This is a genomic window from Burkholderia sp. Bp9142 (assembly GCF_003853415.1).
Lineage (GTDB): Bacteria > Pseudomonadota > Gammaproteobacteria > Burkholderiales > Burkholderiaceae > Burkholderia.
In genome coordinates this window covers 1-26328 of the sequence record NZ_QTPP01000043.1, presented here as the reverse complement: position 1 = coordinate 26328, position 26328 = coordinate 1, and the positions used below count along the sequence as shown (strand labels likewise).

The window sequence follows — 26328 nt, the reverse complement described above, 5'->3', positions numbered from 1 at the left end:
GGCAGTCGTGCTTTTTCTGGCCTGACAAGGCTTTCGGGTGTATCGTCGGCGCCATCGCAGGCGGCGAGAATGATGCAATGCTGTCGGCAGACATCGTATCTGTTGAGATACAATGGATGGACCATTCCCGAACGAACCACGGAGCACACCCCATGCAATTGACAGGAGAGATGCTGATCGGCGCCGAAGCGGTGGCCGGCTCGGCCGGTACCTTGCGCGCGTTCGACCCGTCGAAGGGCGCGCCGATCGATGCGCCGGCGTTCGGCGTCGCGACGCAGGCCGACGTCGAGCGCGCGTGCGAACTCGCGCGCGATGCCTTCGACGTGTACCGCGCGCAGCCGCTCGCGGCCCGCGCGGCGTTTCTCGAAGCGATCGCCGATGAAATCGTCGCGCTCGGCGACGCGCTGATCGAGCGCGCGCACGCCGAAACGGGCCTGCCCGTCGCGCGGCTGCAGGGCGAGCGCGGCCGCACCGTCGGCCAGCTCCGGCTGTTCGCGCGCGTCGTGCGCGACGGGCGCTTCCTCGCCGCGTCGATCGATCCCGCGCAGCCCGCGCGCACGCCGCTGCCGCGCGCGGACCTGCGGCTGCAGAAGGTCGGGCTCGGGCCCGTCGTCGTGTTCGGCGCGAGCAACTTCCCGCTCGCGTTCTCGGTGGCCGGCGGCGATACCGCGTCGGCACTGGCGGCCGGCTGCCCGGTGATCGTGAAGGCCCACGAGGCGCACCTCGGCACGTCCGAGCTGGTCGGTCGCGCGATTCGTGCGGCGGTGGCCAAATGCGGGATGCCGGCCGGCGTGTTCTCGCTGCTGATCGGCCCCGGCCGCGTGATCGGCGCGGCGCTCGTCAGCCATCCGGCGATCCAGGCCGTCGGCTTCACCGGGTCGCGGCAGGGCGGCATGGCGCTCGTACAGCTCGCGAACGCGCGTCCGCAGCCGATTCCCGTCTATGCGGAAATGAGCAGCATCAACCCGGTCGTGCTGTTCCCGGCCGCGCTGGCCGCGCGCGGCGACGCGATCGCGACCGGCTTCGTCGATTCGCTGACGCTCGGCACCGGCCAGTTCTGTACGAACCCGGGCCTCGTGCTGGCGATCGACGGTCCCGACCTCGACCGCTTCGAGTCCGTCGCCGCGCAGGCGCTCGCGAAGAAGCCGGCCGGCGTGATGCTGACGCGCGGCATCGCCGACGCGTATCGCAACGGCAGCGGCAAGCTGGCCGAACTGCCGGGCGTGCGTGAAGTCGGCGCGGGCGAGGCGGCGCAGACCGAATGCCAGGCAGGCGGCGCGCTGTACGAAGTCGCCGCGCAGGCGTTCCTGGCCGAGCCGGCGTTCAGCCACGAGGTGTTCGGGCCGGCATCGCTGATCGTGCGCTGCCGCGATCTCGACGAAGTCGCGCGCGTGCTCGACGCGCTGGAGGGCCAGTTGACGGCCACCCTGCAGATGGACGCCGACGACAAGCCGCTCGCTCGCCGGCTGCTGCCGATCCTCGAACGCAAGGCCGGGCGCCTGCTCGTCAACGGCTACCCGACCGGCGTCGAGGTGTGCGACGCGATGGTGCACGGCGGCCCGTTCCCGGCGACGTCGAACCCGGCCGTCACGTCGGTCGGCGCGACGGCGATCGAGCGTTTCCTGCGGCCCGTGTGCTACCAGGACTTCCCGGACGACCTGCTGCCCGAAGGGCTGCAGGAGAGCAATCCGCTCGACATTCCGCGGCTGCGGGACGGAAAGGCGGAGTGAGGATGCGAAACGGCTGAAGGCGCGTCCCGGGAGGGGCGCGTTCCGGCGCGTTGAAACATGGCGGCGGACGGTGCCCACGGGCGCCTCCGCCTTTTTCATTTGTGGCGGGCGTCGTGCCGCTGATTTCGCGCGGTCAGTGACCGGGGTGGGCGACGAGTTGCAGGCGCTCGGCTGCGGCCAGCAGGCGCCGATCGCGTGTCCACAGCTTGCTGCCACCGGTCAGTCTGGCCGAGGCAAGCAGATGGGCGTCGATGTAACCGATGCCGAGCCCGTGAAGCGGTACGACATCGATCATGCGCTGAACTTCGTCGTCGGTTGCCGGGGTTGCGGCGGGAAGGTCGCGCAGCGCATCCAGTACGGTCTGGCGATCGCGCATGCTGCCGAGTGCAAGCTCGCCGATGATGAACGGATGGATCAACACGCGTTCGGCTTCCAGCAATGTCGTGAGCGCCGCGTCACCGGCTCGCAGGTGGTCGAACCACACGGAAGTGTCGACAAGAATCATGCTGGCTCCGATGGGCGGCGTGGAACAGATTCGAGATCGGGCTCGGTACCGCCGAGGCGGGCAAGCCGGCGTGCGCTTTCGCGCGCGATCAATGCGCGCAGCGCTTCTCTCACCAGCGCCGATTTTTCGGTGACGCCGGTTAATTGCTGCGCTTTGGCAAGCAGCGCGTCGTCGAGGGACAAGGTGGTGCGCATGAGCAGCTCCCGAGAAAGTCGATGCATCAATTGTGGCATCAAATGATGCTATTGATGATGTGTTGCCTTGACGAGGTGAGCATCGGCTTCCGCGTCGCCGGAAATTCTCCTACAGTAGCGGGGCCTCGCGCCGCACGGCCCGCAGGCGAGCCTGAGAGACTCACAAAAGACCAAGAGGGAACCACCCGATGAACATCAGCAAGCGCGGCGACCACCTGTTCGCCGCCGGATTGTGGAAGGCGATCGGCGACGTCGCGCATTCGGTCCGCAGCCGGATCGGCCAGTACAGCGAAGGGCGCGTGCTCGCGAACGCGCTGCTGGAATTCCAGCGCGACCTGGGCGGCAGCGAATTCGACGTGACCATCAACCAGGGACGGCCCGTGACCGGCTCCGACGCGCATTCGCTCGTGTTCGGCCTTGCCGTGCGCCGTTTCAGACAGGACATGGAAGCACTCGTATTCGCGCTCGAGCATCGCCGTGGCATCGACGAACGCGACCAGAACCTGCGCACCGAAGCGCTGATGCAGGCCAACAGCGCGCTCCTGAGCGCGAAGCAGTCGGCGACGATCACGGTCGGCCGGTTCTTCGATGCGGTCGTCGACCGCGACGTGCTGGGGCAGATTCTCGGCGGCGAGTCGAATACCCGCGTGCGTGCGGGCGCGCAAGGGCAAATCGAGGCGACCCGGATCAAGCTCGGCAACGTGCGTCACCGGATCATCGGCGTCATCGCGCAGATGTAGATGTGTCGATTTGACCGCACGTATCGCGGCGGGATGCGTGGCATGGCTGCCGCGGCAAATGACTGCGGCCGGCAAGAGCCGGCCGCGATGCGACACGAGCAACACAAGCCGGCCGCCGTGCCGCCGAGGGCACCGCGGCCGGCCGCCCCGCTTACTGCGGCCCCATCTTCTTGATCAGCACGTCCAGCTCGGCGCGTTCGGCGTCGGTGAGGTCGACGAGCGGCGCGCGCACCGGGCCCGCGTCGTGGCCGACGAGCTTCGCGCCCGCCTTCACGATGCTGACCGCGTAGCCGGCACGACGGTTGCGGATCTGCAGGTACGGCAGGAAGAACTCGTCGATCAGGCGGCCGACCGTTGCGTGGTCGTCCTTCGCGATCGCTTCGTAGAATTCCATCGCCGTCTTCGGGATGAAGTTGAACACGGCCGACGAGTACACCGGCACGCCGAGCGCCTTGTACGCGGCTGCGTAGACTTCGGCCGTCGGCAGGCCGCCGAGGTACGCGAAGCGATCGCCGAGGCGGCGGCGGATCGTGACCATGCTCTCGATTTCGCCGACGCCGTCCTTGAAGCCGATCAGGTTCGGGCAACGATCGGCGAGGCGCTCGAGCATGTCGGCGTTCAGCTTCGAATTCGCGCGGTTGTACACCACGACGCCGATCTTCAGCGCGCGGCACACCTGCTCGACGTGTTCGGCGATGCCTTCCTGGCTGGCTTCGGTCAGGTAGTGCGGCATCAGCAGCACGCCGCTCGCGCCGAGGCGCTCGGCTTCCTGCGCATATTCGATCGCGACGCGCGTCGCGCCGCCGGCGCCGGCCAGGATCGGCACCTTGCCCTTGCAGGTTTCCGTCGCGACGCGGATCACGTCCGAATACTCGCGCTGCGTGAGCGAGAAGAATTCACCGGTGCCGCCGGCCGCGAACAGCGCGGTCGCGCCGTACGGCGCCAGCCATTCCAGGCGCTCGGCGTAGGTGGTCGGGCGGAAGCTGCCGTCCGCGTCGAAATCCGTCAGCGGAAACGACAGCAGGCCGTGGGAGATGATCTGTTTGAGTTCTTGCGGTGAAGTCATGGTTGGGTCGTCCGTCTTGCGCGAGTGCTGGGTTCGTCGGGCACGGCATCCGAGCCATATTGGCGATGTCGTTGTATGTCATCGTACAACGCAAGAAGAAGTGACGCAAGCGATTTGCTGGCCAATGCGAAGTAGGGTCTTTCCGAATAAGGGTTTACGCAGCATCGCAGGTTGGCGTTGAATGTCGTATGATGACTAACGATTTGACGGTAGCCTCCCAGGAATTCCGATGACTGCTTCCCCTCTCTATATCCGCGTGCACCCGGACGACAACGTCGCGATCGTCGTCAACGACGGCGGCCTGCCCGAGGGCGCGACGTTCGCCGACGGCCTGACGCTGCGCGAAGGCGTGCCGCAAGGCCACAAGGTGGCGCTGGCCGACCTCACGGCCGGCGACCCGATCGTCCGCTACAACGTCGTGATCGGCTACGCGCTCACGGAGCTGCGCCGCGGCAGCTGGGTCAACGAGCGCACGATGCGCATGCCCGAGCCGCCGGGGCTCGACGACCTGCCGCTCGCCACGCGTGCCGCACCGCCGCTGGCGCCGCTCGAAGGCTATACGTTCGAGGGCTTTCGCAATCCCGACGGCTCGGTCGGCACGCGCAACATCCTCGCGATCACGACGACCGTGCAATGCGTGTCGGGCGTCGTCGAGCATGCGGTGAAGCGGATCAAGGAAGAACTGCTGCCGCGTTACCCGAACGTCGACGACGTGGTCGGGCTGGAGCACACCTACGGCTGCGGCGTCGCGATCGACGCGCCCGATGCCGACATCCCGATCCGCACGCTCCGCAACATCAGCCTGAACCCGAACTTCGGCGGCGAGGTGATGACGGTGAGCCTCGGTTGCGAGAAGCTGCAGCCCGAGCGCCTGCTGCCGCCCGGCACGATTCCGGTGGCGGCCGACGGCGCGACGGACAACGGCGGCGTCGTGTGCCTGCAGGATGCCGCGCACGTCGGCTTCAACTCGATGATCGACTCGATCATGAAGATGGCCGAATCGCATCTCGAGCGGCTGAACCGCCGGCGTCGCGAAACCTGCCCGGCGTCGGATCTCGTCGTCGGCGTGCAGTGCGGCGGCAGCGACGCGTTCTCGGGGCTCACCGCGAACCCCGCGGTCGGCTTCGCGGCCGACCTGCTGGTGCGCGCGGGCGCGACGATCATGTTCTCGGAAGTGACCGAAGTGCGCGACGGCGTCGCGCAGCTCACGTCGCGCGCGGCGAACGAGGACGTCGCCCGCGAGATCATCCGCGAGATGGACTGGTACGACCGCTACCTGCAGCGCGGCCGCGTCGACCGCAGCGCGAACACGACGCCCGGCAACAAGAAGGGTGGCCTGTCGAACATCGTCGAGAAGGCGATGGGCTCGATCGTGAAGTCGGGGAGCGCGCCGATCGCCGGCGTCGTGCGCCCCGGCGATCGTGCGCGGCAGAAGGGGCTGCTGTACGCGGCGACGCCCGCGAGCGACTTCATCTGCGGCACGCTGCAGCTCGCGGCGGGGATGAATCTGCACATTTTCACGACCGGCCGCGGCACGCCGTACGGCCTCGCGCAGGTGCCGGTGATCAAGGTCGCGACGCGCAGCGATCTCGCGCGCCGCTGGCACGACCTGATGGATCTCGACGCAGGGCAGATCGCGACCGGCGCGGCCTCGATCGAGGACGTGGGCTGGGAGCTGTTCCGGCTGATGCTCGACGTCGCGAGCGGCAAGCGCCGCACATGGGCCGAGCAATGGAAGCTCGCGAATGCGCTGACGCTGTTCAATCCGGCGCCGGTGACCTGAAGCACGGTCGCGGCGGCTGACGATGCGGGCGCCTTCGGGCGCCCGTTTGTCATCGCGGCGGCGCGATTTCCTTACCTCGAACGTAATCGACCGCTCGCGCGCGGCCGGCGACGAAAGGCGCACGCGAACCCGAAACGTCCGCGGCGCTGTCGCCCGGCGGCGTCCGGGTTCGGGTAATGTTATGCAATTCGTTCCTGATCCCGGAGACTTGCCCACATGCTGAAGAATCTCGATCCGCTGTTGCACGCCGACATCCTGCACGCGCTGCGCGCAATGGGCCACGGCGATGAAGTGGCGATCTGCGATGCGAACTTTCCTGCGGAATCCGTCGCGGAGCACACGGTGGTCGGCCGCGCGCTGCGCATCGACGGCGCGGACTCGGCACGCGTCGCGCGCGCGGTGCTGTCCGTGCTGCCGCTCGACACGTTCGTCGACACGCCCGCGTGGCGGATGGAGGTCGTCGGCGATCCGGTCGCGGTGCCGCCCGTGCAGCGCGAAGTGCAGGTCGAGATCGATCGCGCGGAAGGGCGCGCGGTGCCGCTCGCGGGCATCGACCGTTTCGCGTTCTACGAGCGCGCGCAGCAGGCCTATGCGGTGATCGTCACCGGCGAGCTGCGCGGCTACGGGTGCTTCCTGTTCAAGAAAGGCGTGCTGTTGAGCGACGCCAGATAGGGCCTGTTCCCTTTATCTGCGGTAAAGGCCGAACACCGCTTTTTCGCGGCGGCGTCATGCCTGTGCCGCCGCCGCAGTGTAAAGATTTGCTACAACCTTTTGCTTGGACACCGCGGAAAGACCCTCTATGCTGGCCCATTTGCCGCGGGCCCCGCAGGGCCGCGCGGCCCCGAACCGCATTGGGCGCGCCCCGTGCGGACGGCCGAATTGCATACGAGGAGAGAGGCATGACGCGTTCCGTCGATTCCGGCGTCATTTTTTTCGCACGCCTGGCGCTGGCGGCGTTGTTCTTGTGGGGCGGCGTGATGAAGCTGCTCGGCTACAGCGATTTCATCGGCTATCTGCACGGGCTGAACGTGCCCTATCCGCAGGTGATGGGGCCGGTCGTCGTCACGATCGAAGCACTCGGCGGGCTGCTGCTGATCGTCGGCTACAAGGTGAAGCCGCTCGCGCTGCTGATGGCGTTCTATACGATCGCAACCGCGATGGTCGGCCACAATTTCTGGGACGCGACGGACGCCGCGGTCCAGCACGACATGGTGATCCACTTCTGGAAGAACGTCGCGATCGCCGGTGGTTTCCTGCTGCTGTTCGTGACCGGCGCGGGCGGCGCGAGCATCGACGCGCTGCGCCGGCCGAGTTCGTCGTACGGGGCGCTGCGCTGAGTCGGGGCGAACCGGGCGACGCGCATGGGCTGTCGCGCTGAAGCAAGACAAAATGAAGCAAGACAAAAGGGCCGAATCCCGCACGTCGCGGGATTCGGCCCTTCGTTCATGCAGCCGGCGCGTGCGCGCCGACGTTCAGCGTGCGTCCTTCAGGTCCTTCGCATCCTTCGAGAACTGCACGGCGATCGCGCCGAGCACGCAGATCGCCGCGACGTACACGACCGGCGCGAGCGGATTCGACTTCATCATCAGCGACACGATCACCGGCGTGAGGCCGCCGAAGATCGCATACGCGACGTTGTACGAGAACGAGATGCCCGAGAAGCGCACGACGGCCGGGAAGCTGCGGACCATCACGAACGGCACGGCGCCGATCGTGCCGACCGCGAAGCCGGCGATCCCGTAGTACAGCGGCAGCGTCGACGCGTCGGCCGCGACCTGCACGAACAGCAGGTAGTAGCACGCGGCCAGCACGAGGCCGCCGATGCCGAGCACGCGTTTCGCGCCGATCCAGCCCGCGAGCGAGCCGGCGGTAACGCAGCCGGCCGTCAGGCACAGCGTCGCGATGCTGTTTGCGAACAGCGTGGTCGCGGGCGTCAGGTGGAACTGCTTCTGCAGCAGCGCGGGCGTCATCAGGATCACGACGACGATCGCCGCCGACAGCATCCACGTGAGCAGCATCGACACGATCACCGCGCGGCCGTGGTCGCGCAGCACGGCCTTCAGCGGAATCTCGGCCGCGAGCGCCTTCTTCGCCTTCATCTCGGCGAACACCGGCGTCTCGTGCAGCCAGCGGCGCAGGTACACGGAGAACAGGCCGAACACGCCGCCGAGCAGGAACGGAATGCGCCACGCGAACGCGATGACTTCGGCGCCCGAGTAACGGCTGTTGATGCCGGCCGCGACCAGCGAGCCGAGCAGGATGCCGGCCGTGAGACCCGCGGTCAGCGTGCCGCACGCATAGCCGATGTGACGCGACGGCACATGCTCCGACACGAACACCCATGCGCCCGGCACTTCGCCGCCGACCGCCGCGCCCTGCAGCACGCGGAACAGCAGCAGCAGCACCGGCGCGAGGATGCCGATCGAGTCGTAGGTCGGCAGCAGGCCCATCAGCAGCGTCGGCACCGACATCATCAGCACGCTCAGCGTGAACATCCGCTTGCGGCCGAACAGGTCGCCGAAGTGGGCCATGATCACGCCGCCGAGCGGACGCGCGAGATAACCGGCCGCGAAGATGCCGAATGTCTGCAGCTGGCGCAGCCAGTCGGGAATGTCGTGCGGGAAGAACAGCTGCCCGATCGCTGGCGCGAAGAACACGAAGATGATGAAGTCGTAGAACTCGAGGGCGCCGCCGAGTGCGGCAAGGCCAAGGGTTTTGTAGTCGCTGCGCGTGAGCGCGCGTTCGGCGGCGCGAGGCACGCCGCTCAATTCGGAAGCTTGCATGGTCAGGACGATCGGTTTTCGAATGTTGTTGTGTCTGTATCGAGGCCGCGTCTCCAGCGCGCGGCCTGCGTCGTCGAAAGTGTGCTGAGCGCCGGATAGAGCACGTAACACGCGCCGTCGCACCGGGATGGGGCACGACGGAGACGAAGCGTCAAAGCGGGTGGGGGGATTCTACAGGAGCGCGAAATGCGCGAGCGCGGGGGCGTGCCGAGGAATGCCTCGGACGTTGTCGAGCGCGAAACGCGCGCGGCGCGGCAGGCGGGTGAGCCGCTTGCCGCGCCGCGCGTCACAAGGGTCCAGGCGATCAGTTGCCGGCGATCGTGTCGACCGGCTTGAACGCGCCGCGTTCGACCTTGTAGATCGTCACCGGCGCATCCTTCAGGTCGCCTTTCGCGTCGTACGCGATGCTCGGCGCCGACACGCCCTTGATCGACACCTTGCCGAGATACGGCGTATAGACCTTCGGGTCGGTCGAGTTCGCGTCCTTCATCGCGGTGAGCAGTGCGATCGTGCCGTCGTACGAGTAGGGCGAGTAGGTGATCACGTCTTCGCTGAAGCGTGCCTTGTAGCGCGATGCGTAGCCGGCGAAGCCGGGCATCTTTTCCTTCGGCAGCCCGCCCATGTAGACGATCGCGCCTTCGGCCGCTTCGCCGCCGACCTTCAGGAACGTCGGCGAGCGCGACATCTCGCCGGTCACGAATGCCGACTTCATCCCGAGCTGGCGCATCTTGCGGATCATCGGCGAAGACTGCGCGTCGCCGCCGCCGTAGAAGATCGCGTCCGGGTTGATGCCCTTCAGGTTGGTCAGGATCGCGGAGAAGTCGAGCGCCTTGTCGTTCGTGAAGTCGCGCTTGACGATCGTGCCGCCCGCGGCCTGCACGGCCTTCGCGAATTCGTCGGCGATGCCCTGGCCATAGGCCGTGCGGTCGTCGATGATCGCGATGCGCTTGAAGTGCAGCGTCTTCACCGCATACGCGCCGACGATGCGGCCGGCCTGCGCGTCGCTCGTCAGCAGCCGGTAGGTCGTCTTGTAGCCGCGTGCCGTGTATTGCGGCGACGTCGCCATCGAGATCTGCGGCAGCCCCGCGCGATCGTACAGGTCGGACGCCGGAATGCTCGTGCCCGAGTTGAAGTGTCCGATGATCCCGCGGACGTTGTCGTCGATCAGCCGCTGCGCGACGGTCGTGCCGGTGCGCGGGTCGGCCTGGTCGTCCTGCGAGTCGAGCTGGAACGTGACCGGCTTGCCGCCGATCGTCGGATGCGTCGCGTTGAAATCGGCGATCGCGAGCTGCACGCCCTTCTGCATGTCCGTGCCGTAGTTCGACTGCGGCCCCGTCAGCGGTGCGGCGAAACCGATCTTGACGACGTCGGCGGCGATGGCGTGTGCGCCCGACAGTGCGCAGGCAGCAGCCAGCGCGACGTGCGATACCTTCAGCTTCACTTTCACTTCCCCTTGATGGCATGGTTGGGCCGCCGCCGGCCAGCGGGCCGGTGCGGTAAACCGGGCGAGACGTATCGGTTTGCGCACCGATGCGAGGGCGGTGCGGGCGCGCCGCGCGCCGCGCGCCGCGCGGGTTGTGCCGGAATCGGCGTGCGCGGCTGCGGCGGGATGTCGTCTCGTGACCGTTGAGCAAAGTCTAGGTAGCAAAAAAGCGCCCGTCTTGCGCGTTCGGTGCGCGGCCGGCGACGATATCGGCATATCGTCGATAACCCTGATATATGCTGAAATCGTCATGCCGAGTGCGTAATCGCGCCAAGACGCGACACGCCGGCATTTCTAGGATGGCGGGTTCGGGCGTGCGTTGTCCCGGCGCCGTTGGTTGGACGCGGGCATCGCGGGCATCGCGGACAGATGCGCGGCGACATGCAGCGGGCCGATGCGGAATCGTCGCCGCCCGGCACGCGAGCGACTCGGTGGTTGCGCGCACAACCGCGCGGCGTGCCGCGCGCCATCGCCTGCGGCCGCCCGATCGCCGTCGAACGGCGGCGCGTTGCACGCACCGCCGTTCGCCGCGCTATCGGACCGCTTGCCCGAGATCGTCCGCCCGTCGATCGCCGCGACGCGCTCGCAAGCGCGCTCCTATAATCGACGCCATCAGCCACTCCCTTCGCAGACGCCGGGATGACGACCTTCCTTGCCGCACCGCCCATGAGCCTGTCCGATACGTTGCGCTACCAGCCCGACAACGCCGATCTCGGTGCAATGCTCGCGCACTTCCGCCTGCTCGAGCCGGTGTTCGACGCGCTGCCCGACGTCGCGTTCTTCGTGAAGGACGCGAACGGCCGCTACGCGCTCGTCAACCGCACGCTGGCGATGCGCTGCGGCTACAAGGACAAGCGCGACCTGCTCGGCAAGACGACCGACGAAGTGTTTCCGCGCCGCTTCGGCCGCACCTATTTCGAGCAGGACATGGCGACGATCAACGCCGGCCAGCAGCTGATGGACCAGCTCGAGCTGCATCTGTATCCGGGCCGCCAGCCGGGCTGGTGCCTGACCTGCAAGGAGCCGCTGCGCGACGCGGCCGGCAAGGTGGTCGGCCTCGCGGGCATCTCGCGCGACCTGAAGGCGCACGAGGGTTCGCATCCGGCCTACAGCAGGCTCGCCGACGTAGTGCAGCACATCCAGGATCACTACGTGCAGCCGCTGAACCTGAAGCAGCTCGCGCAGATGGCCGGGATGTCGGTCGCGCAGCTCGAACGCTATTTCCACAAGGTGTTTCACCTGACGCCGCGCCAGGTGCTGCTGAAAACGCGGCTCGACGCGGCCACGGCGCTGCTCGTCACGCACGACAAGGTGACGGACGTCGCGGCGCTATGCGGGTATACGGATCACAGCGCGTTTACGCGCCAGTTCAAGGCGACGGTCGGCGTGACGCCGACCGAATACCGGCTGATGCTGCAGGACCGGGCAGGGTGAAATGACGCGCCGGCCGGGCCGGCGGATCGGAATGATCGTGGGGGCGGGAACGGGAAACGGGACAGCGTCGGCTCAGCGGTAGCCGAGCCCTTTCAGGACGGCCGTGCCGTCTTCGGTCAACCGGAAGCTCGGTGCCGTGTCGGTGTCGAGCTTGACCATCTCGACGAGGCCGGCTTCCTGCAGCGCCGGCAATTCGGCCTTGGCATTCGCGCCGATCGGTGCGTGCAGCAGCACGAGCAGCGTCGCGATTTCGTGATGGCTGAGCAAACGGCGCAGCATCGTCTTCTTCTCAGGGGGGGCGGCCGGGCGGCCCGCGGGTGCATCTACGGCGCTCATCGCTGTCCTCCTTTTCGGGATATCCATCGGGTTACTGGATGCGGATGGTGCCGAGGAAGACTTAAGCGATTCTTAAAACCGCGGCGGCGGCGCGGATGGTGCGGTGCGGCAAGCATTACCGGATGTAACCCCGGCCGGTCGGCCGTTTCGGGTAGCAGGCGGCCAGCCTTGCCAGGCGGGGCGCCGCCGCGGTATTTCCCACGATGGTGGGGCCGCGCGGCGCACGCCGCGCGTTCTCTCAGTCAATCCGACCCCGAAACGGAATCCCGTTGCGCCCTTATTTCCTGCGCTGCGCCTGCGCGGCGAGCCGCACGGCCGCGTTCGTCGCGCCGTAGCCGTCGTAGCCGCCGCGCCGCTCGACGATCTCGAGCGAGAAGCGGTTGTCGACCAGCTCCGTATACGCATGCAGGAATTCGCCGCCGTGTTCGTCGCGGTCGTACAGCAGATGGTGGGCGCTCAGCGTGTCGATCAGCTCGTCCGGCAGCGCGTAGCGTGCGGCGAGATCGTCGTAGTAGTTCGGCGGGATCCGCAGGAACGGCACGCCGTCGGCCGCGAACGCGGCGACCGTCTTCACGATGTCGTCGGTCCGGAGCGCGACGTGGTTCAGCCCCGTGCCGTGATAGCGGTCGAGCGATTCGGCAACGGCGGTATGGCGGTCGACCGACGCATTCAGCGCGATCCGCACCGAGCCGTCCGCGCTGCGCACCGCACGGCTGCGCATCAGGCCGTACGGATCGGGCACGAGCCAGCTGCGCTCGGCCTCGAAGCCGAAGGCGGTCTTGAAGAACAGGATCCACGTATCGAGCGCGTCGGCCGGCAGCGCGAGGCAGACGTGGTCGATGCCCGTCAGCGGGCCGACCTCGCTCGGGCCGTCGATGTCGGTCAGCACGAAATCCGATTCGTACAGCGTCGGCGCGTTCGGCGCCTCGTCGACGAAATATTCGAGGCTGCCGTCCGGCGCCTGCACGCTCGGCAGCACGCGTTCGTTCGGGCCGACGCGCCCGGAAAACGGCGCGTAGCCGAAGCCGGCCGCGCGTTCGAATGCCACCTTCGCGTCGTCGACGCGGAACGCGGACGCACACAGCGACAACCCGTGCTGCTGGAAGAACGCGTCGGCGAACGAATCGCGCTCGGCGTTCAGCACGATCGACGCGGCGCCGTGCTGAAACAGCGTCACGTCCTTTGACCGGTGACGGCCCGCGAGCCGGAACCGCATCCGGCCGAGCCATTCGCCGACGGTGGCCGCCGCCTGCGCGTCGACCGCGAATTCGATGAACTGGAACCCGACGTGCGCGGGCGGCGCCGGCGGCGCGAACAGCGGCTGGTCGGCGGCCGGCGTGCGGCCGTCCTGCGCGAGCCGGGCGCGTGTCAGTTCTTCCAGATAGAGCAGCGAGCGGTGGCCGTCGGCGGCCGTGATCGCGGTCGGCGCGGCGCGGAAGCCGTCGTTGAAGATCTCGAGCGACAACGGCCCCTTGTAGCCGGACTCGATCACGCGGGCCGTGAAGCGCGCGAGATCGAAGTCGCCCTGGCCGGGGAACGAGCGGTAGTGGCGGCTCCATTCGAGCACGTCCATCGCGAGCTTCGGCGCATCCGCGATCTGCACGAACGCGATCCGGTCGCCGGGGATGTCGGCGATCGCGTCCGGCGAATCGTCGAGCGACAGCGTGTGGAAGCTGTCGAGCGCGAGGCCGAGGTGCGGGCTGTTCACCGCGTTCACGAGCCGCCATGCGTGGCTGTACCGGTTCACGACGCGGCCCCACGCGAGCGCCTCGTACGCGGCGACCACGCCGGCCTGCCGCGCGGCTTCGGCGAGCGCGCCGAGCTGGTCGACCAGCAGCGCGTCGTCCGCGATCGTGTCCGGCGACACGTTGCTGCACACCAGGATGCGGTCGGTGCCGAGCGCGTGCATCACGTCGAACTTGCGGCGGATGCGGTCGAGATTGCGGGCGAGCTGGGCCGGGCTCACACCCTCGAAGTCGCGAAACGGCTGGAACAGCACGATGTCGAGGCCGAGATCGGCGGCCATGCGCCGCACGTCGGCGGGCGATCCGTCGAAGTAGACGAGGTCGTTCTCGAAGATTTCGACACCGTCGAAGCCGGCGGCCTGGATGGCGGCGAGCTTCTCGGCGAGGGTGCCGGACAGTGACACGGTGGCGATCGAGCGCTGCATGGGCGAATCCTGCGGATGAGCGGGGTGTGGCGTCGGCCGAATCGGGCCGGAATGAACCAGTCGTTGAATTCTCGGCGAACGCCATATCCCGAATTTACTAGGGAAGTGAGGTGAATTATACAAACTAACTAGATGGTACAAATTAGCGAAAACCCGAAAAGACATTGCGCTTGCGCAAGCGCACACTAGCGCCAATTCTTGACGTCAGGGGCCGAAGTCGGCTAGCGATTCGCCCCCGTTTCTGGAGCAAAACCGACATGAGCAAGTACAAGGTGCTGGTGCTGAACGGCCCGAACCTGAATCTGCTGGGGACCCGCGAGCCCCATATCTACGGCGCGGAAACCCTCGCCGACGTCGAGCAGCGTTGCCGCACGGCGGCCGACGGGCTCGGGCTGGAGATCGACTTCCGCCAGTCGAACGCCGAGCACCAGTTGATCGACTGGCTGCATGCCGCGCGTCACGACACGCACGGCATCGTGATCAACCCGGCCGCCTATACGCACACGTCGGTCGCGCTGGCCGATGCGCTTTCCGCGATCGCGAAACCCGTGATCGAGGTGCATATCTCCAACGTGCACCGCCGCGAGGCATTCCGTCACCACTCGTACGTGTCGGCGGTGGCCGAAGCCGTGATCTGCGGCTGCGGCACCGAAGGCTACGTATTCGCGCTGCAGCGCCTGTCGACCCTTTTTGCCCAGGGAGCCGCCCGATGAGCCGCCCGTCTTTTCTGATCGGCCTGATCGGCCAGGGCATCGGCGGTTCGCTGTCTCCCGCGATGCATGAGGAAGAAGGATTCCGCCAGGGGTTCAGCTACGTGTACCGGCGCATCGATCTCGACGCGCTCGGCCTGACCGTCGACGCGCTGCCGCAGCTGCTCGAGGCCGCGCAGCGGATGGGCTACAACGGGCTCAACATCACGCATCCGTGCAAGCAGCGCGTGATCGAGCACCTCGACGCGCTGTCGGACGACGCGCGCGCGCTCGGCGCGGTGAATACCGTGCTGTTCAAGGACGGCAAGCGAATCGGCCACAACACCGACTGGTCGGGTTTCGCGAAGTCGTTCCGCCGCGGGCTGCCCGACGCGTCGCTCGAGCGTGTCGTCCAGCTTGGCGCGGGCGGCGCGGGCGCGGCCGTCGCGCATGCGGCGCTGCAGATGGGTGCCGCCGAACTGGTGATTTTCGACGTCGACGGCACGCGTGCCGCCGGGCTCGCCGGCGACCTGCAGCAGCGCTTCCCGGCCGCCCGGGTCACGCCGGGCAGCGATCTCGCGGCCGCGATGCGCGCCGCGACGGGCCTCATCCATGCCACGCCGACCGGCATGGCCAAGCACCCGGGCTTGCCGCTGCCGGCCGAACTGCTTCACGCGGGGATGTGGGTTGCCGACATCGTGTATTTCCCGCTCGAAACCGAACTGATCCGCGCGGCGCGCGCGGCCGGCTGCGCGACGCTGCCGGGGGGCGGAATGGCCGTGTACCAGGCCGTGGACGCATTCGAAATCTTCACCGGACGCACGCCGGACGACGAGCGGATGTTCGAGCACTTTCAGTCGCTCGTCGCGCGCTGACCCTACCTACTAGCTGGAAAAAGAGACCAGGAGACGACCATGCAGCACACTACCCACACCAACGCCGCGCCCGCGCAGGCGGCCGGCGCGGTCCGGCGTACGTCGGCGCGCTACAAGATTCTCGCGCTGCTCGCGATCGGCACGATGATCAACTATCTCGACCGTACCGTGCTGGGAGTGGCTGCGCCGCAGCTCACCAAGGAGCTCGGCATCAACGCGGCCGTGATGGGCATCATGTTCTCCGCGTTTTCGTGGACGTACGTCGCGATGCAGGTGCCGGGCGGTCTGTTTCTGGATCGCTTCGGCAGCAAGATCACCTATTACTGGTCGATGACGCTGTGGTCGCTGTGCACGCTCCTGCAGGGCTTCGTGCCCGGCGTCGGGACGCTGCTCGCATGCCGGCTCGGTCTCGGCGTGACGGAAGCACCGTGTTTTCCGACCAACAGCCGCGTCGTCGCGACGTGGTTCCCGCAGAACGAACGCGCGATGGCAACCGGCACCTACACCGTCGGCGAGTACATCGGCCTCGCGTTCTTCAGCCCCGTGCTGTTCGCGCTGATGGGTGCGTTCGGCTGGCGCTCGCTGTTCTGGGTCGTCGGGGCGGTCGGGATCGTATTCGGTCTGGTCTGGTGGAAGTTCTACCACGAGCCGCGCAACCATCCGAGCGCGAACGCGGAGGAACTGGCCTACATCGAGGCCGGCGGCGGGCTCGTGCACGGCGCGCGCAAGGACGGCGACAAGGGCGGCAAGGCCGCGCAGGCGAAGTTCAGCTGGGCGATGGCCGGCCGGCTGCTGAAGAAGCGCCAGCTCGCGGGCATCTGCCTCGGTCAGTTCGCCGGCAACTCGACGCTCGTGTTCTTCCTGACCTGGTTCCCGACCTACCTCGCCACCGAGCGCCACATGGGCTGGCTGAAGATCGGCTTCTTCGCGGTGATGCCGTTCATCGCCGCGTCGGTCGGCGTGATGTTCGGCGGGATCTTCTCCGACTGGCTGCTGCGTCGCGGCAAGTCCGCGAACCTCGCGCGCAAGCTGCCGATCATCGCGGGCCTGCTGCTCGCGTCGACGATCATTCTCGCGAACTACGTGAAGAGCAACGAAGCCGTGATCGCGATCATGTCGGTCGCGTTCTTCGCGCAGGGGATGGCCGCGCTCGGCTGGACGCTCGTGTCCGACATCGCGCCGGACGGCCTGCTCGGCGTGACGGGCGGCATCTTCAACTTCGCGGCGAACCTCGCGGGGATCGTCACGCCGCTCGTCGTCGGCTTCATCGTCGCATCGACCGGGTCGTTCGTCGGCGCACTCGTGTTCATCGGCGTGATCGCGCTGATCGGCGCGCTGTCGTACATCTTCGTCGTCGGCGACATCAAGCGGATCGAGCTGTAAGTACCGGCTCCACGCACGTTCGGTGCATTCGCCCGGCGGCCTCGAGCCGCCGGGCTTTTTTGTTTCTGCCGCCGGATTGCGGGCCGGTTCGTGCATCAGCGCTCACGCGCGCTGCATGGCGATCCCGAGCGATTCGAGCGCCTGCGCGATCGCCGCGACCGCGCGCCGGATGTCGCCGGCATCGATCGCGCCGATGCAGCCGACGCGGAACGTCTCGAGCTGCGTCAGCTTGCCCGGATACAGGATGAAGCCCGCGTCGCGCACCGCGTCATAAAAACGGCGGAAATCGTAGGCCGGATGGTCGGGCGCATGGAACGTGACGATCACGGGCGCCTGCACGCCGGCGTCGAGGAACGGCGCGAAGCCGAGCGCGCGCATCGATTCGAGCAGCGACCGGCAGTTCTCCGCATAGCGCGCACCGCGCGCGGGCTGGCCGCCTTCGGCCAGGTACTGGTCGAGCGCGGCGCGCAGCGCGGCGATCACGTGCGTCGGCGGCGTGAAGCGCCACTGGCCCGTCTTGCGCAGGTACGCGTACTGATCGTGCAGGTCGAGCGCGAGCGACGGCGAGTTGCCTTCGCACGCGTCGAGCGCGTCGCGCCGCACGATCGCGAATCCCATCCCCGGCACACCTTCCAGGCATTTGCCGCTCGCCGAGATCAGCGCGTCGATCCCGCTGTCCGCCAGCGCGATCGGCAAGGCGCCGAACGAACTCATCGCGTCGACGATCAGCCGCTTGCCGTGCCGTCGGCACGCAGCCGCGATCGCATCGAGCGGATTCAGGATGCCGGCGCTCGTTTCCAGGTGCACCAGCGCGACATGCGTGATGCGCGGTTCGCGCGCGAACGCGGCTTCGACCGCCGCCGGTTCGACCGCTGCGTCCTCGCCGAACGGCAGCGCGATCGCTTCGATGCCGAGCCGGCCGAGAATCTTCAGGATGCGCGCGCAATACGCGCCGTTGTCCGGCACCAGCACGACGCCGTCGCGCGGCACCAGCGTGCCGAGCGCGGCCTCGACCGAAAACGTGCCGCTGCCCTGCATCGGCACGCACACGTACTCGTCGCCGCCGCGCGCGATCGCGACGAGATCCGCGCAGGCGCTCGCCGTCAATTGGTTGAAAGCAGTGTCCCACGAGCCCCAGTCATGTTGCATTGCGTGGCGTGTTGTGGCGGACGTGGTGAGCGGGCCGGGCGTGAGCAGAATGGGGTCGGGCATGGTTTTCTCCAGCAAAGGTTGGGCGAAACGCCGAGGCGGCATGTCTGAGTGGCTTGCATGATATTGGCAAAATGTGTCATTTTGTGGAAATTGTGGTGCTCGTCACGGGGTTGTCATCGAACGCTGTGATCCTTCGGTTGCCGCGCGAAACCACCTGCAGCGCGGCAGCGAGGCAGGCCGGTTGTCGGTCTGTCCGACTGAAACGAGCCGGATCGTGCCCCGGCCGCCTGGTGTTCCGTCTACGGAGAAGTGAGATGACACTGCAGAATTCCTCGCGCGCCGCTGCCGGCGCGTTCCGCAAGCTCGCGCTGGCCGCCTGCGCCGCCGGTCTGCTGCAAGGTGCCGCGATGCCGGCGCATGCGGCAAACGCGGTCGTGCTGTATACGGCGGACGGTCTCGAGAACCTCTATCGCGATGTGCTGCCGGCCTTCGAGAAGAAGGAAGGGGTCAAGGTCAACATCGTGACGGCGGGCAGCGGCGAGGTGGTCAACCGCGCGAACATCGAGAAGAATTCGCCGAAGGCGGACGTGATCGTCACGCTGCCGCCGTTCATCCAGCAAGCCGGTCAGATGGGCCTGCTGCAGCCGTACCAGAGCGTCAACTACAAGAACGTGCCGGCGATCGCGAAGGCGGAAGACGGTACGTGGGCGACGTTCGTGAACAACTACTTCTCGTTCGCGATCAACCCGGACGTCGTGAAGAACCAGCCGAAGACGTTCGCCGACCTGCTGTCCCCCAGCTATGCCGGCAAGGTTGCGTACTCGAACCCGGCGACCGCCGGCGACGGGATGGCCGTGCTGATCCTGACCACGTCGCTGATGGGCGAGGACAAGGCGTTCGACTATCTCGCGAAGCTGTCGCAGAGCGTGAAGTTCCACACGAAGGGCACGGGCTACCTGAACGTGCTGCTGTCGCGTAACGAGATCAGCGTCGCGAACGGCGACCTGCAGATGGACCTCGACGACGCCGAGCACGGCGCGCTGTCCGTCAAGCCGATCTTCCTCGCGGCGAAGGAAGGCGACCAGCCGACCACGTTCCAGCTGCCGTACGGCATCGGCCTGATCAAGAGCGGCCCGAACCAGGACGCCGGCAAGAAGCTGATCGACTACCTGATGTCGACGGACGTGCAGTCGAAGGTGCCGGACATGTACGGCATCCCGGGCCGCACGGACGTGCCGCTGGCCGGCAAGAACGGCGAAGCGGTCAAGAAGGCGATCGCGGGCGTGAAGCTGATCCCGGTCGACTGGACCCAGGTGATGGCGAAGAAGCCGGTGTGGCTCGAGCGCTGGAAGAAGGACGTGATCGGCAGCTCGGGCAAGCAGCTCGACGTCGTCAAGCCGAAGTGATCGGCGCACGTCACCTGTATTCGTGAGCAAGAGGATGAACCCGGTGGAAACCGCCCTGACCCATCCCGGCGCATTCGGCGCCGCCGAGCCGCATGCGACGCTGCGGTCCGGCGCGCCGGGCGGCGTGCGGATCGAGCATCTGAGCGTGCGCTACGGCGCGCGCACGGTGCTGGAAGATCTGTCGCTGTCGATCGGCGCCGGTGAATTTCTGACCGTGCTCGGCAAGAGCGGCTGCGGCAAGACCACGCTGTTGCGCTTCATCGCCGGGTTCGTGAAGGCCGATGGCCTGACCGGCACGCTGACCGTGGCCGGGCGCGACCTGACCCATGCGCCGCCGCACAAGCGCAATCTCGGTCTGTTGTTCCAGAATTACGCGCTGTTCCCGCACCTGTCGGTGTTCGAGAACGTCGCATTCGGGCTGCGCGCCCGCCGGATGGCCTCGTCGGAAGTGACGCGCCGCGTCGCCGACGCGCTGAAGCTCGTGCAGCTCGGCGATGCCGGTCATCACCTGCCCGCGCAGTTGTCGGGCGGGATGCAGCAGCGCGTCGCGCTGGCACGCGCGCTCGTGATCGAGCCGGACGTGCTGCTGCTCGACGAGCCGCTGTCGGCGCTCGATGCCAACCTGCGCGCCTCGGTGCGCAGCGAACTGAAGGCGCTGCACGAGCGCCTGCCGAACCTGACCGTCGTCTGCGTGACGCACGACCGCGACGACGCGCTCGTGCTGTCCGACCGCGCGCTGCTGATGCGCGATGGCCGCATCGCGCAGCTCGGCACGCCCCAACAGCTGTACGACGCGCCGCAGGACGGCTACGTCGCGCGCTATCTCGGCCCGGCCAACCTGCTGCCGCCGCACGTGATCTTCCCGCTCGGCGATCCGCGCCACGACGTGCGCGGCAAGGTCGCGTGCGTGCGCCCCGAGCGCCTGACCGTGATGCCGCTCGCGGCGGGCGGCCTGCACGGCACGGTGTCGTCCGTCGAATGGCAGGGTGCGGACCTGTCGATCGCGGTCGTGATCGACGCGGCGCCCGACGAACCCGTGCGCGTCACGATGCAGCGCGGCCGCGGCGCGGCTCCCGAGCGCGGTGCGCGCGTGTCCCTGCATTGCGAGGCAGACGATGTCGTCCTTATCGAGCCCTGAAGCCGGCCTGCCGCCGCACGTGCTCGCGTCGGCCGCCGCGCATGCCGCCGCCGCGCGGCGCCGCAAGCGCATGGGCGACCTGCACCTCGCGGCGCTCGCGATCGTCGTGCTGGGCCCGCTCGTCGTCTATCCGCTGGTGCGGCTCGTGCTGCTGAGCGTGTCCGGCGATCACGGGCTGAGCTTCGCCGCGTACCGGACGTTCTTCGGCAACCCCGATACGCGCGGCGTGCTGCTGACGACGGTCGGCGTGCTGTTCGCGAGCGCCGGCACCGCATCGGTGCTCGGCGTGCTGCTGGCCGCGCTGCTGTTCTTCAAGCCGTTCCCGGGCGCGTCGCTCGTCACGCGCTTCCTGGAACTGTACGTCGCGTTCCCGTCGTTCCTCGTGGCGTTCACGCTGATCTTCCTGTACGGCTCGCAAGGCTCGATCAGCATCGCGCTGCAGCACCTGTTCCATCTCGAGAACCCGCCGCTCGACTTTTTGTTCGGCATCGGCGGCGTGATTCTCGCGCAGACCGTGTTCTACACGCCGTTCGTCGTGCGGCCGACGCTCGCTTCGTTCGCGACGCTCGACCTGCGCCTGATCGAAGCGGCGCGCAGTCTCGGCGCGTCCGGCTGGATGCTCGCGCGCCGCGTCGTGCTGCCGATCGCGTGGCCGGGCATCGCCGCCGGCACCGTGCTGTGTTTCCTGCTGACGCTGAACGAGTTCGGGATCCTGCTCGTGCTCGGCAGTGCGCGGCTCGTGACGCTGCCGGTCGCGATCTACAGCAGCGCGACCGTCGACCTCGACCTGCCGACCGCGTCGGCCGGCGCGGTCGTGATGCTCGCGCTGTCGCTGGCGCTTTACGCGGTTTATCGCCGGGTGAACCGGCGTGCGACGGGAGGGAACGATGTCCGCTGAATTCCGTATCGGGCAAGCCGTGCCGCGCCATCGGATCGGCTGGGGCGACACGCTGCTCAAGCATGCATCGCGCGCGGCGCTCGCGCTGGCCGCGTTCGCCTGCTTCTGGCTGTTCGTGCTGCCGGTGGTCGTCGTCGCGTTGTCGAGCGTGTCGACGCAGTGGTCGGGTACGATTTTGCCAGCCGGCTACAGCCTGCGCTGGTTCGAGCGGCTCGGGTCGCCGGAATACGACGCGCTGCTGACCAGCCTCGAAATCGGCTTCGGCGTGTCGGCGATCGGCACGATCCTCGGGCTGTGGCTCGCACTCGCGCTCGAAGGGCGCGACCGACGCGGCCTGGGTGCGGTGGTCGACGCGCTCGTGATGGTGCCGAACGGCGTGCCGAGCGTCGTGCTCGGGCTCGCGGTGCTGATCGCGTATCACCAGAAGCCGCTCGACCTGTCGAGCTCCGCGGCGATCGTCGTGCTCGTGCAGCTCGCGCTGATTTTGCCGTTCTGCTATCGCTGCGCGGCCGCCGCGCTGCGCCCGGAGCTGACCGTGCTGCGCGAAGCGGCGGCGAGCCTGGGCGCGCCGCCCGCGATGGTGCTGCGCCGCGTGCTGCTGCCGCAGCTCGTGCCGGCGCTGCGTGCGAGCCTCGCGCTCGGCTTCGCGCTGTCGCTCGGCGAGCTCGGCGCGACGCTGACCGTCTATCCGCCGGGTTTCGCGACCGTGCCGATCGTCGTGATCGGACAGGTGGAGCGCGGCTACTACCTGCCTGCGTCGGCGCTGTCGCTGCTGATGCTCGGCGCGTCGCTCGCGGCGCTGCTGCTGATCGCCGCGCGCGTGCCGCGCGGCACGCGGGCCGCATCATGAACGCCGCGTTCGCGTTGCGGCTGCCCGGCGAGCAACCGGCCGTGGGCAAGGTATCGACGGATCTCGCGGGACGTTGCGTCGACGTGAACGGCCGGCGCTACCGGCTGCCGGTCGAACCGACTGTCGTCGTCTGCGTCGACGGCTGCGAGTACGACTATCTCGAGCGTGCGGTGGAGGCGGGCGTCGCGCCGTTCATCGGCCGGATGATCGCGGAGGGCACGGCATGGCGCGCCGACTGCGTCGTGCCGACCTTCACCAACCCGAACAACCTGTCGATCGTCTGCGGCGTGCCGCCGTCGGTCCACGGGATCTGCGGCAACTACTTCTGGGATCCAGCCGCCGACGGCGGTCGTGGCGCCGAAGTGATGATGAACGACCCGGCATACCTGCGGGCCGGCACGTTGCTCGCGGCGGCGTCCGACGCCGGCGCGCGGGTGGCTGTCGTCACGGCGAAGGACAAGCTGCGCCGGCTGCTCGGCTGGCAGATGCACGGCGTCTGTTTTTCCGCCGAGAAGGCCGCACAGGCGAATCTTGCGGAAAACGGCATCGTCGACGTGCTCGACTGGGTCGGCCTGCCGTCGCCCGATGTCTATAGCGCGGCGCTGTCCGAATTCGTGTTCGCGGCCGGCGTGCGGCTCGCGCAGACGCGTCAGATCGATCTGATGTACCTGTCGACCACCGACTACGTGCAGCACAAGTGCGAGCCGGGCAGTGCGGGCGCGAACGCGTTCTACGCGATGATGGACGGCTACCTCGCGCAGCTCGATGCGCTCGGCTGGGCGATCGGGCTCACGGCCGACCACGGGATGAACGCGAAGCACGATCCGGCAACGGGCCGCCCGAACGTGATCTATCTGCAGGATGCGTTCGACGGCTGGTTCGGTGCGCGGGCCGCGCGCGTGATCCTGCCGATCACCGATCCGTACGTCGTGCACCACGGCGCGCTCGGCTCGTTCGCGACCGTGTATCTGGCGCCGCGTGTCGACCGGACCGATGCGATGTGGCGCATCGGCGGGATCGACGGCGTCGAGCTCGTGCTCGACAACGCGGAAGCTGCCGCGCGCTTCGAGCTGCCTGCCGACCGGATCGGCGATCTCGTCGTGATCGCGCGGCGCGACATGACGCTCGGCACGCGCGAGCGCGAACACGACCTGTCCGGCCTGACCGTGCCGCTGCGCTCGCACGGCGGCGTGTCCGAGCAGGAAGTGCCGTTGCTGTTCAACCGCCGGATCGAGCGGGACGACCCTGCACGTCGTCCGCGCAACTTCGACGTTTTCGATTTCGTGCTGAACCGGATTGCGTCGTGATGGCTCATCCCCGACAGGATCACCCCGCGTTTCGCGCCGAGGCGCTGCGCTGGTGCGGCACGCGTGCGACGCGCGACCGAGTGTTCGACGTCACCGATCCGTACACCGGCACGCGTGTCGGTACGGCGCCGCTGGCGAGCGTCGACGACGTGCGCGCCGCGTTCGAATATGCGATGGCGTACCGGCCGGCGCTCACGCGTTACGAGCGTTCGCAGATCCTCGAGCGTGCGGCCGCGCTGCTGCGCGAGCGTACGGAGGAAGCGTCCGACCTGATCACGCTCGAATCGGGATTGTCGAAACAGGATTCCCGCTACGAGATCGGCCGCGTCGCCGACGTGCTGAAGTTCGCGTCGGTCGAGGCGTTGCGCGACGACGCGCAGAGCTTCTCGTGCGACCTGACACCCCACGGCAAGGCGCGACGTGTGTTCTCGCAGCGGCAGCCGCTCGACGGCATGATCGTCGCGATCACGCCGTTCAATCACCCGATGAACCAGGTCGCGCACAAGATCGCGCCGGCGATCGCGACCAACAACCGCGTGATCGTGAAGCCGTCGGAGAAGGTGCCGCTGTCGGCGTTCTATCTGGCGGACCTGCTCTACGAGGCCGGCCTGCCCGAGCCGATGCTGCAGGTGCTGACCGGCGACCCGCGCGAGATCGCGGACGAACTCGTCACGCATCCGCATGCATCGCTGATTACCTTTACGGGCGGCGTGTCGATCGGCAAGGCGATCGCCGCGCGGGCCGGCTACCGGCGCATCGTGCTGGAGCTGGGCGGCAACGATCCGCTGATCGTGCTCGACGATGCCGATCTGGAACGTGCCGCGTCGCTGGCCGTGCTCGGGTCGTACCGGAATTCGGGGCAGCGTTGCACGGCCGTCAAGCGGATCCTGGTACAGCGCGCGGTCGCGCCGGCGTTCACCGAGCTGCTCGTCGAGAAGACGCGCGCATGGAAGTACGGCGATCCGTTCGATCCGGCGAATGAAATGGGCACGGTGATCGACGCCGCGGCGGCGCGGCTGTTCGAGGCGCGGGTCGACGAGGCCGTCGCGCAGGGCGCGCGCCTGCTGACCGGCAACGTGCGGCGCGGTGCGCTCTATTCGCCGACCGTGCTCGACAACGTCGATCCTTCGATGACGATCGTGCGCGAGGAGACCTTCGGCCCCGTATCGCCCGTCATTACGTTCGACACGATCGACGACGCGATCCGGATCAGCAACGGCACGGCATTCGGGCTGTCGTCCGGCGTGTGTACGGACAGTACGGCCGCGGTCGTGCGGTTCGTGAACGAGTTGAACGTCGGGACGGTGAATGTCTGGGAGGTGCCCGGATACCGGATCGAGCTGTCTCCGTTCGGCGGGATCAAGGATTCGGGGCTCGGCTATAAGGAAGGCGTGCAGGAGGCGATGAAGAGCTTCACGAACCTGAAGACGTTTTCGCTGCCTTGGGAGTAGGCGGATGGCACTGACGGTAGAAGAGATTCACGGGCTGTATCGCGAGCATGGCCATGTCGCCTATAGCGGCGAACCGGTCACGCAGCTGGAGCACGCGTTGCAGAGCGGCTTGCTGGCGGAGGAGGCGGGCGCGGACGAGGCGCTGGTCGCGGCGGCGTTCCTGCACGACCTCGGGCATCTGCTGAATCGGCATGGCGAGACGCCGAGTGCACGCGGGATCGACGATCTGCATCAGTATTACGTGCTGCCGTTCCTGCGGCCGTTGTTGACCGATGCGGTGCTCGAACCGGTCCGGCTGCACGTCGACGCGAAGCGTTGCCTGTGCCGGACGGACGCTGGCTACTTCGAGAGCCTGTCGCCCGATTCGGTGCGCAGTCTCGCGCTGCAGGGCGGCATCTTCAGTGAAGAGGAAGCGGCGGTGTTCCTGCAGCGCCCGTTCGCGGAGGATGCGCTGCGTCTGCGCCGCTGGGACGATACGGCGAAGGAGGCGGGCAAGGTGACGCCGAACCTCGATCACTATATGGAGATAGTGGCACGCCAGGTGCGGGTGGCCTGACGATTCGACCACCTCTATTCAAGGCCTCGCACGCGGTAGCGTGCGAGGCCTTGAATTTTTTCGAGAAACCCCTTGCGCGATCGGCAAACGGTGCATAGAATCACGCCTCTTTCGCGCTAACGGAAACGCGGCGCGGGAGGGAGGGAAGCGGTGCGGTCGGGTTGGCGGTAGGGACCCGGGCGGCACTGGAAGTTGAGCCCCGGTCGTCGCAACGAAGCAGTGTAAAAAGTTGTTGACGAGCCAAGAAAGACGGTTCATAATCTTCCTTCTCTGCTGCTGAAAACGCAGCGCTGCTGAGAAACTTCAGGTTTCTCGCAGAAACGCTCTTTAAAAATTAACAGCCGATAAGTGTGGGCGCTTGATGGCCGCGAGCTGATCTTCGGATCAGATAGCGAAAGT

At 67.6% G+C, this 26328-nt stretch carries 24 protein-coding genes; 16 read left to right on the top strand and 8 right to left on the bottom strand.

Going from position 1 to position 26328, the window contains the following annotated elements:
* Positions 1 to 152: 152 nt before the first annotated feature.
* Positions 153 to 1730: an aldehyde dehydrogenase (NADP(+)) gene (locus DIE22_RS31965; RefSeq protein WP_124606926.1), complete on the top strand. Its 1578-nt coding sequence runs from the start codon at positions 153 to 155 to the stop codon at positions 1728 to 1730.
* A 133-nt stretch (positions 1731 to 1863) separates the two neighbouring features.
* Here the strand turns inward: DIE22_RS31965 and DIE22_RS31960 are convergent, their stop codons facing one another.
* Together DIE22_RS31960 and DIE22_RS31955 are read right to left on the bottom strand one after the other, a co-directional pair.
* Positions 1864 to 2235, bottom strand: coding sequence for a type II toxin-antitoxin system VapC family toxin (locus DIE22_RS31960; protein WP_124606925.1), 372 nt, complete (start codon positions 2233 to 2235; stop codon positions 1864 to 1866).
* Positions 2232 to 2429, bottom strand: coding sequence for a type II toxin-antitoxin system VapB family antitoxin (locus DIE22_RS31955; RefSeq protein ID WP_006752328.1), 198 nt, complete (start codon positions 2427 to 2429; stop codon positions 2232 to 2234). The genes DIE22_RS31960 and DIE22_RS31955 overlap by 4 nt, the downstream gene beginning before the upstream one ends.
* A gap of 188 nt (positions 2430 to 2617) precedes the next feature.
* Here DIE22_RS31955 and DIE22_RS31950 point away from each other — a divergent pair, with 188 nt between their 5' ends.
* Entirely contained in the window at positions 2618 to 3169 is a 552-nt protein-coding gene (locus DIE22_RS31950; RefSeq protein WP_124606924.1) for a hypothetical protein, read from the top strand.
* A 151-nt stretch (positions 3170 to 3320) separates the two neighbouring features.
* Here the strand turns inward: DIE22_RS31950 and kdgD are convergent, their stop codons facing one another.
* Entirely contained in the window at positions 3321 to 4235 is a 915-nt protein-coding gene (gene kdgD / locus DIE22_RS31945) for a 5-dehydro-4-deoxyglucarate dehydratase (protein WP_124497165.1), read from the bottom strand.
* Between the two features lie 229 nt (positions 4236 to 4464).
* Here kdgD and garD point away from each other — a divergent pair, with 229 nt between their 5' ends.
* From garD to DIE22_RS31930, 3 genes are all read left to right on the top strand, one after another.
* Positions 4465 to 6018 (top strand): galactarate dehydratase, encoded by a 1554-nt coding sequence (gene garD, locus DIE22_RS31940; RefSeq protein ID WP_124606923.1) that lies wholly within the window; start codon positions 4465 to 4467, stop codon positions 6016 to 6018.
* A gap of 216 nt (positions 6019 to 6234) precedes the next feature.
* Positions 6235 to 6690: an RbsD/FucU family protein gene (locus DIE22_RS31935; protein ID WP_124497163.1), complete on the top strand. Its 456-nt coding sequence runs from the start codon at positions 6235 to 6237 to the stop codon at positions 6688 to 6690.
* 227 nt (positions 6691 to 6917) lie between these two features.
* The gene (locus DIE22_RS31930) at positions 6918 to 7355 is read left to right on the top strand and encodes a DoxX family protein (RefSeq protein ID WP_124497162.1); all 438 of its coding nucleotides are present in this window, start codon (positions 6918 to 6920) and stop codon (positions 7353 to 7355) included.
* A 135-nt stretch (positions 7356 to 7490) separates the two neighbouring features.
* On the opposite strand, the gene DIE22_RS31925 is transcribed toward DIE22_RS31930, so the two are convergent.
* Entirely contained in the window at positions 7491 to 8801 is a 1311-nt protein-coding gene (locus tag DIE22_RS31925; protein WP_124606922.1) for an MFS transporter, read from the bottom strand.
* 304 nt (positions 8802 to 9105) lie between these two features.
* Entirely contained in the window at positions 9106 to 10242 is a 1137-nt protein-coding gene (locus DIE22_RS31920) for a branched-chain amino acid ABC transporter substrate-binding protein (protein ID WP_124497160.1), read from the bottom strand.
* A gap of 681 nt (positions 10243 to 10923) precedes the next feature.
* Between DIE22_RS31920 and DIE22_RS31910 the strand changes: the two genes are divergently transcribed.
* Positions 10924 to 11718 (top strand): AraC family transcriptional regulator, encoded by a 795-nt coding sequence (locus tag DIE22_RS31910; RefSeq protein WP_124497158.1) that lies wholly within the window; start codon positions 10924 to 10926, stop codon positions 11716 to 11718.
* A 72-nt stretch (positions 11719 to 11790) separates the two neighbouring features.
* Here the strand turns inward: DIE22_RS31910 and DIE22_RS31905 are convergent, their stop codons facing one another.
* Entirely contained in the window at positions 11791 to 12054 is a 264-nt protein-coding gene (locus tag DIE22_RS31905; protein WP_124497157.1) for a hypothetical protein, read from the bottom strand.
* Between the two features lie 277 nt (positions 12055 to 12331).
* Complete coding sequence (locus tag DIE22_RS31900) at positions 12332 to 14224, bottom strand: bifunctional sugar phosphate isomerase/epimerase/4-hydroxyphenylpyruvate dioxygenase family protein (protein WP_124606921.1); 1893 nt, start codon at positions 14222 to 14224, stop codon at positions 12332 to 12334.
* 257 nt (positions 14225 to 14481) lie between these two features.
* Between DIE22_RS31900 and aroQ the strand changes: the two genes are divergently transcribed.
* The 3 genes from aroQ to DIE22_RS31885 are packed head-to-tail and all read left to right on the top strand — an operon-like array spanning position 14482 to position 17171.
* Positions 14482 to 14937, top strand: coding sequence for a type II 3-dehydroquinate dehydratase (gene aroQ / locus DIE22_RS31895; RefSeq protein WP_124497155.1), 456 nt, complete (start codon positions 14482 to 14484; stop codon positions 14935 to 14937).
* Entirely contained in the window at positions 14934 to 15788 is an 855-nt protein-coding gene (locus DIE22_RS31890) for a shikimate dehydrogenase (RefSeq protein ID WP_124606920.1), read from the top strand. Before aroQ ends, DIE22_RS31890 begins: the two co-directional genes overlap by 4 nt.
* A 39-nt stretch (positions 15789 to 15827) precedes the next feature.
* Complete coding sequence (locus DIE22_RS31885; RefSeq protein WP_124606919.1) at positions 15828 to 17171, top strand: MFS transporter; 1344 nt, start codon at positions 15828 to 15830, stop codon at positions 17169 to 17171.
* Between the two features lie 102 nt (positions 17172 to 17273).
* On the opposite strand, the gene DIE22_RS31880 is transcribed toward DIE22_RS31885, so the two are convergent.
* On the bottom strand, positions 17274 to 18383 hold the full coding sequence (locus DIE22_RS31880) for a 2-aminoethylphosphonate--pyruvate transaminase (protein ID WP_124606918.1): 1110 nt from the start codon (positions 18381 to 18383) through the stop codon (positions 17274 to 17276).
* Between the two features lie 254 nt (positions 18384 to 18637).
* Between DIE22_RS31880 and phnS the strand changes: the two genes are divergently transcribed.
* Genes phnS through DIE22_RS31840 form a run of 7 tightly spaced genes read left to right on the top strand, consistent with a single transcriptional unit; the run spans position 18638 to position 25929 of the window.
* A complete protein-coding gene (gene phnS, locus DIE22_RS31870; protein ID WP_124606917.1) occupies positions 18638 to 19729 on the top strand; it encodes a 2-aminoethylphosphonate ABC transporter substrate-binding protein in 1092 nt (363 codons plus the stop codon).
* A 34-nt stretch (positions 19730 to 19763) separates the two neighbouring features.
* Positions 19764 to 20867 carry a 2-aminoethylphosphonate ABC transport system ATP-binding subunit PhnT gene (gene phnT, locus DIE22_RS31865; protein ID WP_185640737.1) on the top strand — a complete coding sequence of 368 codons (1104 nt, stop codon included), beginning with the start codon at positions 19764 to 19766 and terminating at the stop codon, positions 20865 to 20867.
* Positions 20845 to 21765, top strand: coding sequence for a 2-aminoethylphosphonate ABC transporter permease subunit (locus DIE22_RS31860; RefSeq protein WP_124606915.1), 921 nt, complete (start codon positions 20845 to 20847; stop codon positions 21763 to 21765). Before phnT ends, DIE22_RS31860 begins: the two co-directional genes overlap by 23 nt.
* Positions 21755 to 22615, top strand: coding sequence for a 2-aminoethylphosphonate ABC transport system, membrane component PhnV (gene phnV / locus DIE22_RS31855; RefSeq protein ID WP_124497147.1), 861 nt, complete (start codon positions 21755 to 21757; stop codon positions 22613 to 22615). Before DIE22_RS31860 ends, phnV begins: the two co-directional genes overlap by 11 nt.
* Positions 22612 to 23922 carry a phosphonoacetate hydrolase gene (gene phnA / locus DIE22_RS31850; RefSeq protein ID WP_124606914.1) on the top strand — a complete coding sequence of 437 codons (1311 nt, stop codon included), beginning with the start codon at positions 22612 to 22614 and terminating at the stop codon, positions 23920 to 23922. The genes phnV and phnA overlap by 4 nt, the downstream gene beginning before the upstream one ends.
* Positions 23922 to 25373 (top strand): phosphonoacetaldehyde dehydrogenase, encoded by a 1452-nt coding sequence (gene phnY, locus DIE22_RS31845; RefSeq protein WP_409410206.1) that lies wholly within the window; start codon positions 23922 to 23924, stop codon positions 25371 to 25373. The genes phnA and phnY overlap by 1 nt, the downstream gene beginning before the upstream one ends.
* A gap of 4 nt (positions 25374 to 25377) precedes the next feature.
* Positions 25378 to 25929 (top strand): phosphonate degradation HD-domain oxygenase, encoded by a 552-nt coding sequence (locus DIE22_RS31840; protein ID WP_124606912.1) that lies wholly within the window; start codon positions 25378 to 25380, stop codon positions 25927 to 25929.
* The last annotated feature ends 399 nt before the right edge of the window (positions 25930 to 26328 follow it).

Bases quoted from the DNA above. Each gene is read 5' to 3' on its own strand.
- DIE22_RS31965 (WP_124606926.1), top strand. From the start codon at position 153: ATGCAATTGACAGGAGAGATGCTGATCGGCGCCGAAGCGGTGGCCGGC.
- DIE22_RS31960 (WP_124606925.1), bottom strand. From the start codon at position 2,235: ATGATTCTTGTCGACACTTCCGTGTGGTTCGACCACCTGCGAGCCGGT.
- DIE22_RS31955 (WP_006752328.1), bottom strand. From the start codon at position 2,429: ATGCGCACCACCTTGTCCCTCGACGACGCGCTGCTTGCCAAAGCGCAG.
- DIE22_RS31950 (WP_124606924.1), top strand. From the start codon at position 2,618: ATGAACATCAGCAAGCGCGGCGACCACCTGTTCGCCGCCGGATTGTGG.
- kdgD (WP_124497165.1), bottom strand. From the start codon at position 4,235: ATGACTTCACCGCAAGAACTCAAACAGATCATCTCCCACGGCCTGCTG.
- garD (WP_124606923.1), top strand. From the start codon at position 4,465: ATGACTGCTTCCCCTCTCTATATCCGCGTGCACCCGGACGACAACGTC.
- DIE22_RS31935 (WP_124497163.1), top strand. From the start codon at position 6,235: ATGCTGAAGAATCTCGATCCGCTGTTGCACGCCGACATCCTGCACGCG.
- DIE22_RS31930 (WP_124497162.1), top strand. From the start codon at position 6,918: ATGACGCGTTCCGTCGATTCCGGCGTCATTTTTTTCGCACGCCTGGCG.
- DIE22_RS31925 (WP_124606922.1), bottom strand. From the start codon at position 8,801: ATGCAAGCTTCCGAATTGAGCGGCGTGCCTCGCGCCGCCGAACGCGCG.
- DIE22_RS31910 (WP_124497158.1), top strand. From the start codon at position 10,924: ATGACGACCTTCCTTGCCGCACCGCCCATGAGCCTGTCCGATACGTTG.
- DIE22_RS31905 (WP_124497157.1), bottom strand. From the start codon at position 12,054: ATGAGCGCCGTAGATGCACCCGCGGGCCGCCCGGCCGCCCCCCCTGAG.
- DIE22_RS31900 (WP_124606921.1), bottom strand. From the start codon at position 14,224: ATGCAGCGCTCGATCGCCACCGTGTCACTGTCCGGCACCCTCGCCGAG.
- aroQ (WP_124497155.1), top strand. From the start codon at position 14,482: ATGAGCAAGTACAAGGTGCTGGTGCTGAACGGCCCGAACCTGAATCTG.
- DIE22_RS31890 (WP_124606920.1), top strand. From the start codon at position 14,934: ATGAGCCGCCCGTCTTTTCTGATCGGCCTGATCGGCCAGGGCATCGGC.
- DIE22_RS31885 (WP_124606919.1), top strand. From the start codon at position 15,828: ATGCAGCACACTACCCACACCAACGCCGCGCCCGCGCAGGCGGCCGGC.
- DIE22_RS31880 (WP_124606918.1), bottom strand. From the start codon at position 18,383: ATGCCCGACCCCATTCTGCTCACGCCCGGCCCGCTCACCACGTCCGCC.
- phnS (WP_124606917.1), top strand. From the start codon at position 18,638: ATGACACTGCAGAATTCCTCGCGCGCCGCTGCCGGCGCGTTCCGCAAG.
- phnT (WP_185640737.1), top strand. From the start codon at position 19,764: ATGAACCCGGTGGAAACCGCCCTGACCCATCCCGGCGCATTCGGCGCC.
- DIE22_RS31860 (WP_124606915.1), top strand. From the start codon at position 20,845: ATGTCGTCCTTATCGAGCCCTGAAGCCGGCCTGCCGCCGCACGTGCTC.
- phnV (WP_124497147.1), top strand. From the start codon at position 21,755: ATGTCCGCTGAATTCCGTATCGGGCAAGCCGTGCCGCGCCATCGGATC.
- phnA (WP_124606914.1), top strand. From the start codon at position 22,612: ATGAACGCCGCGTTCGCGTTGCGGCTGCCCGGCGAGCAACCGGCCGTG.
- phnY (WP_409410206.1), top strand. From the start codon at position 23,922: ATGGCTCATCCCCGACAGGATCACCCCGCGTTTCGCGCCGAGGCGCTG.
- DIE22_RS31840 (WP_124606912.1), top strand. From the start codon at position 25,378: ATGGCACTGACGGTAGAAGAGATTCACGGGCTGTATCGCGAGCATGGC.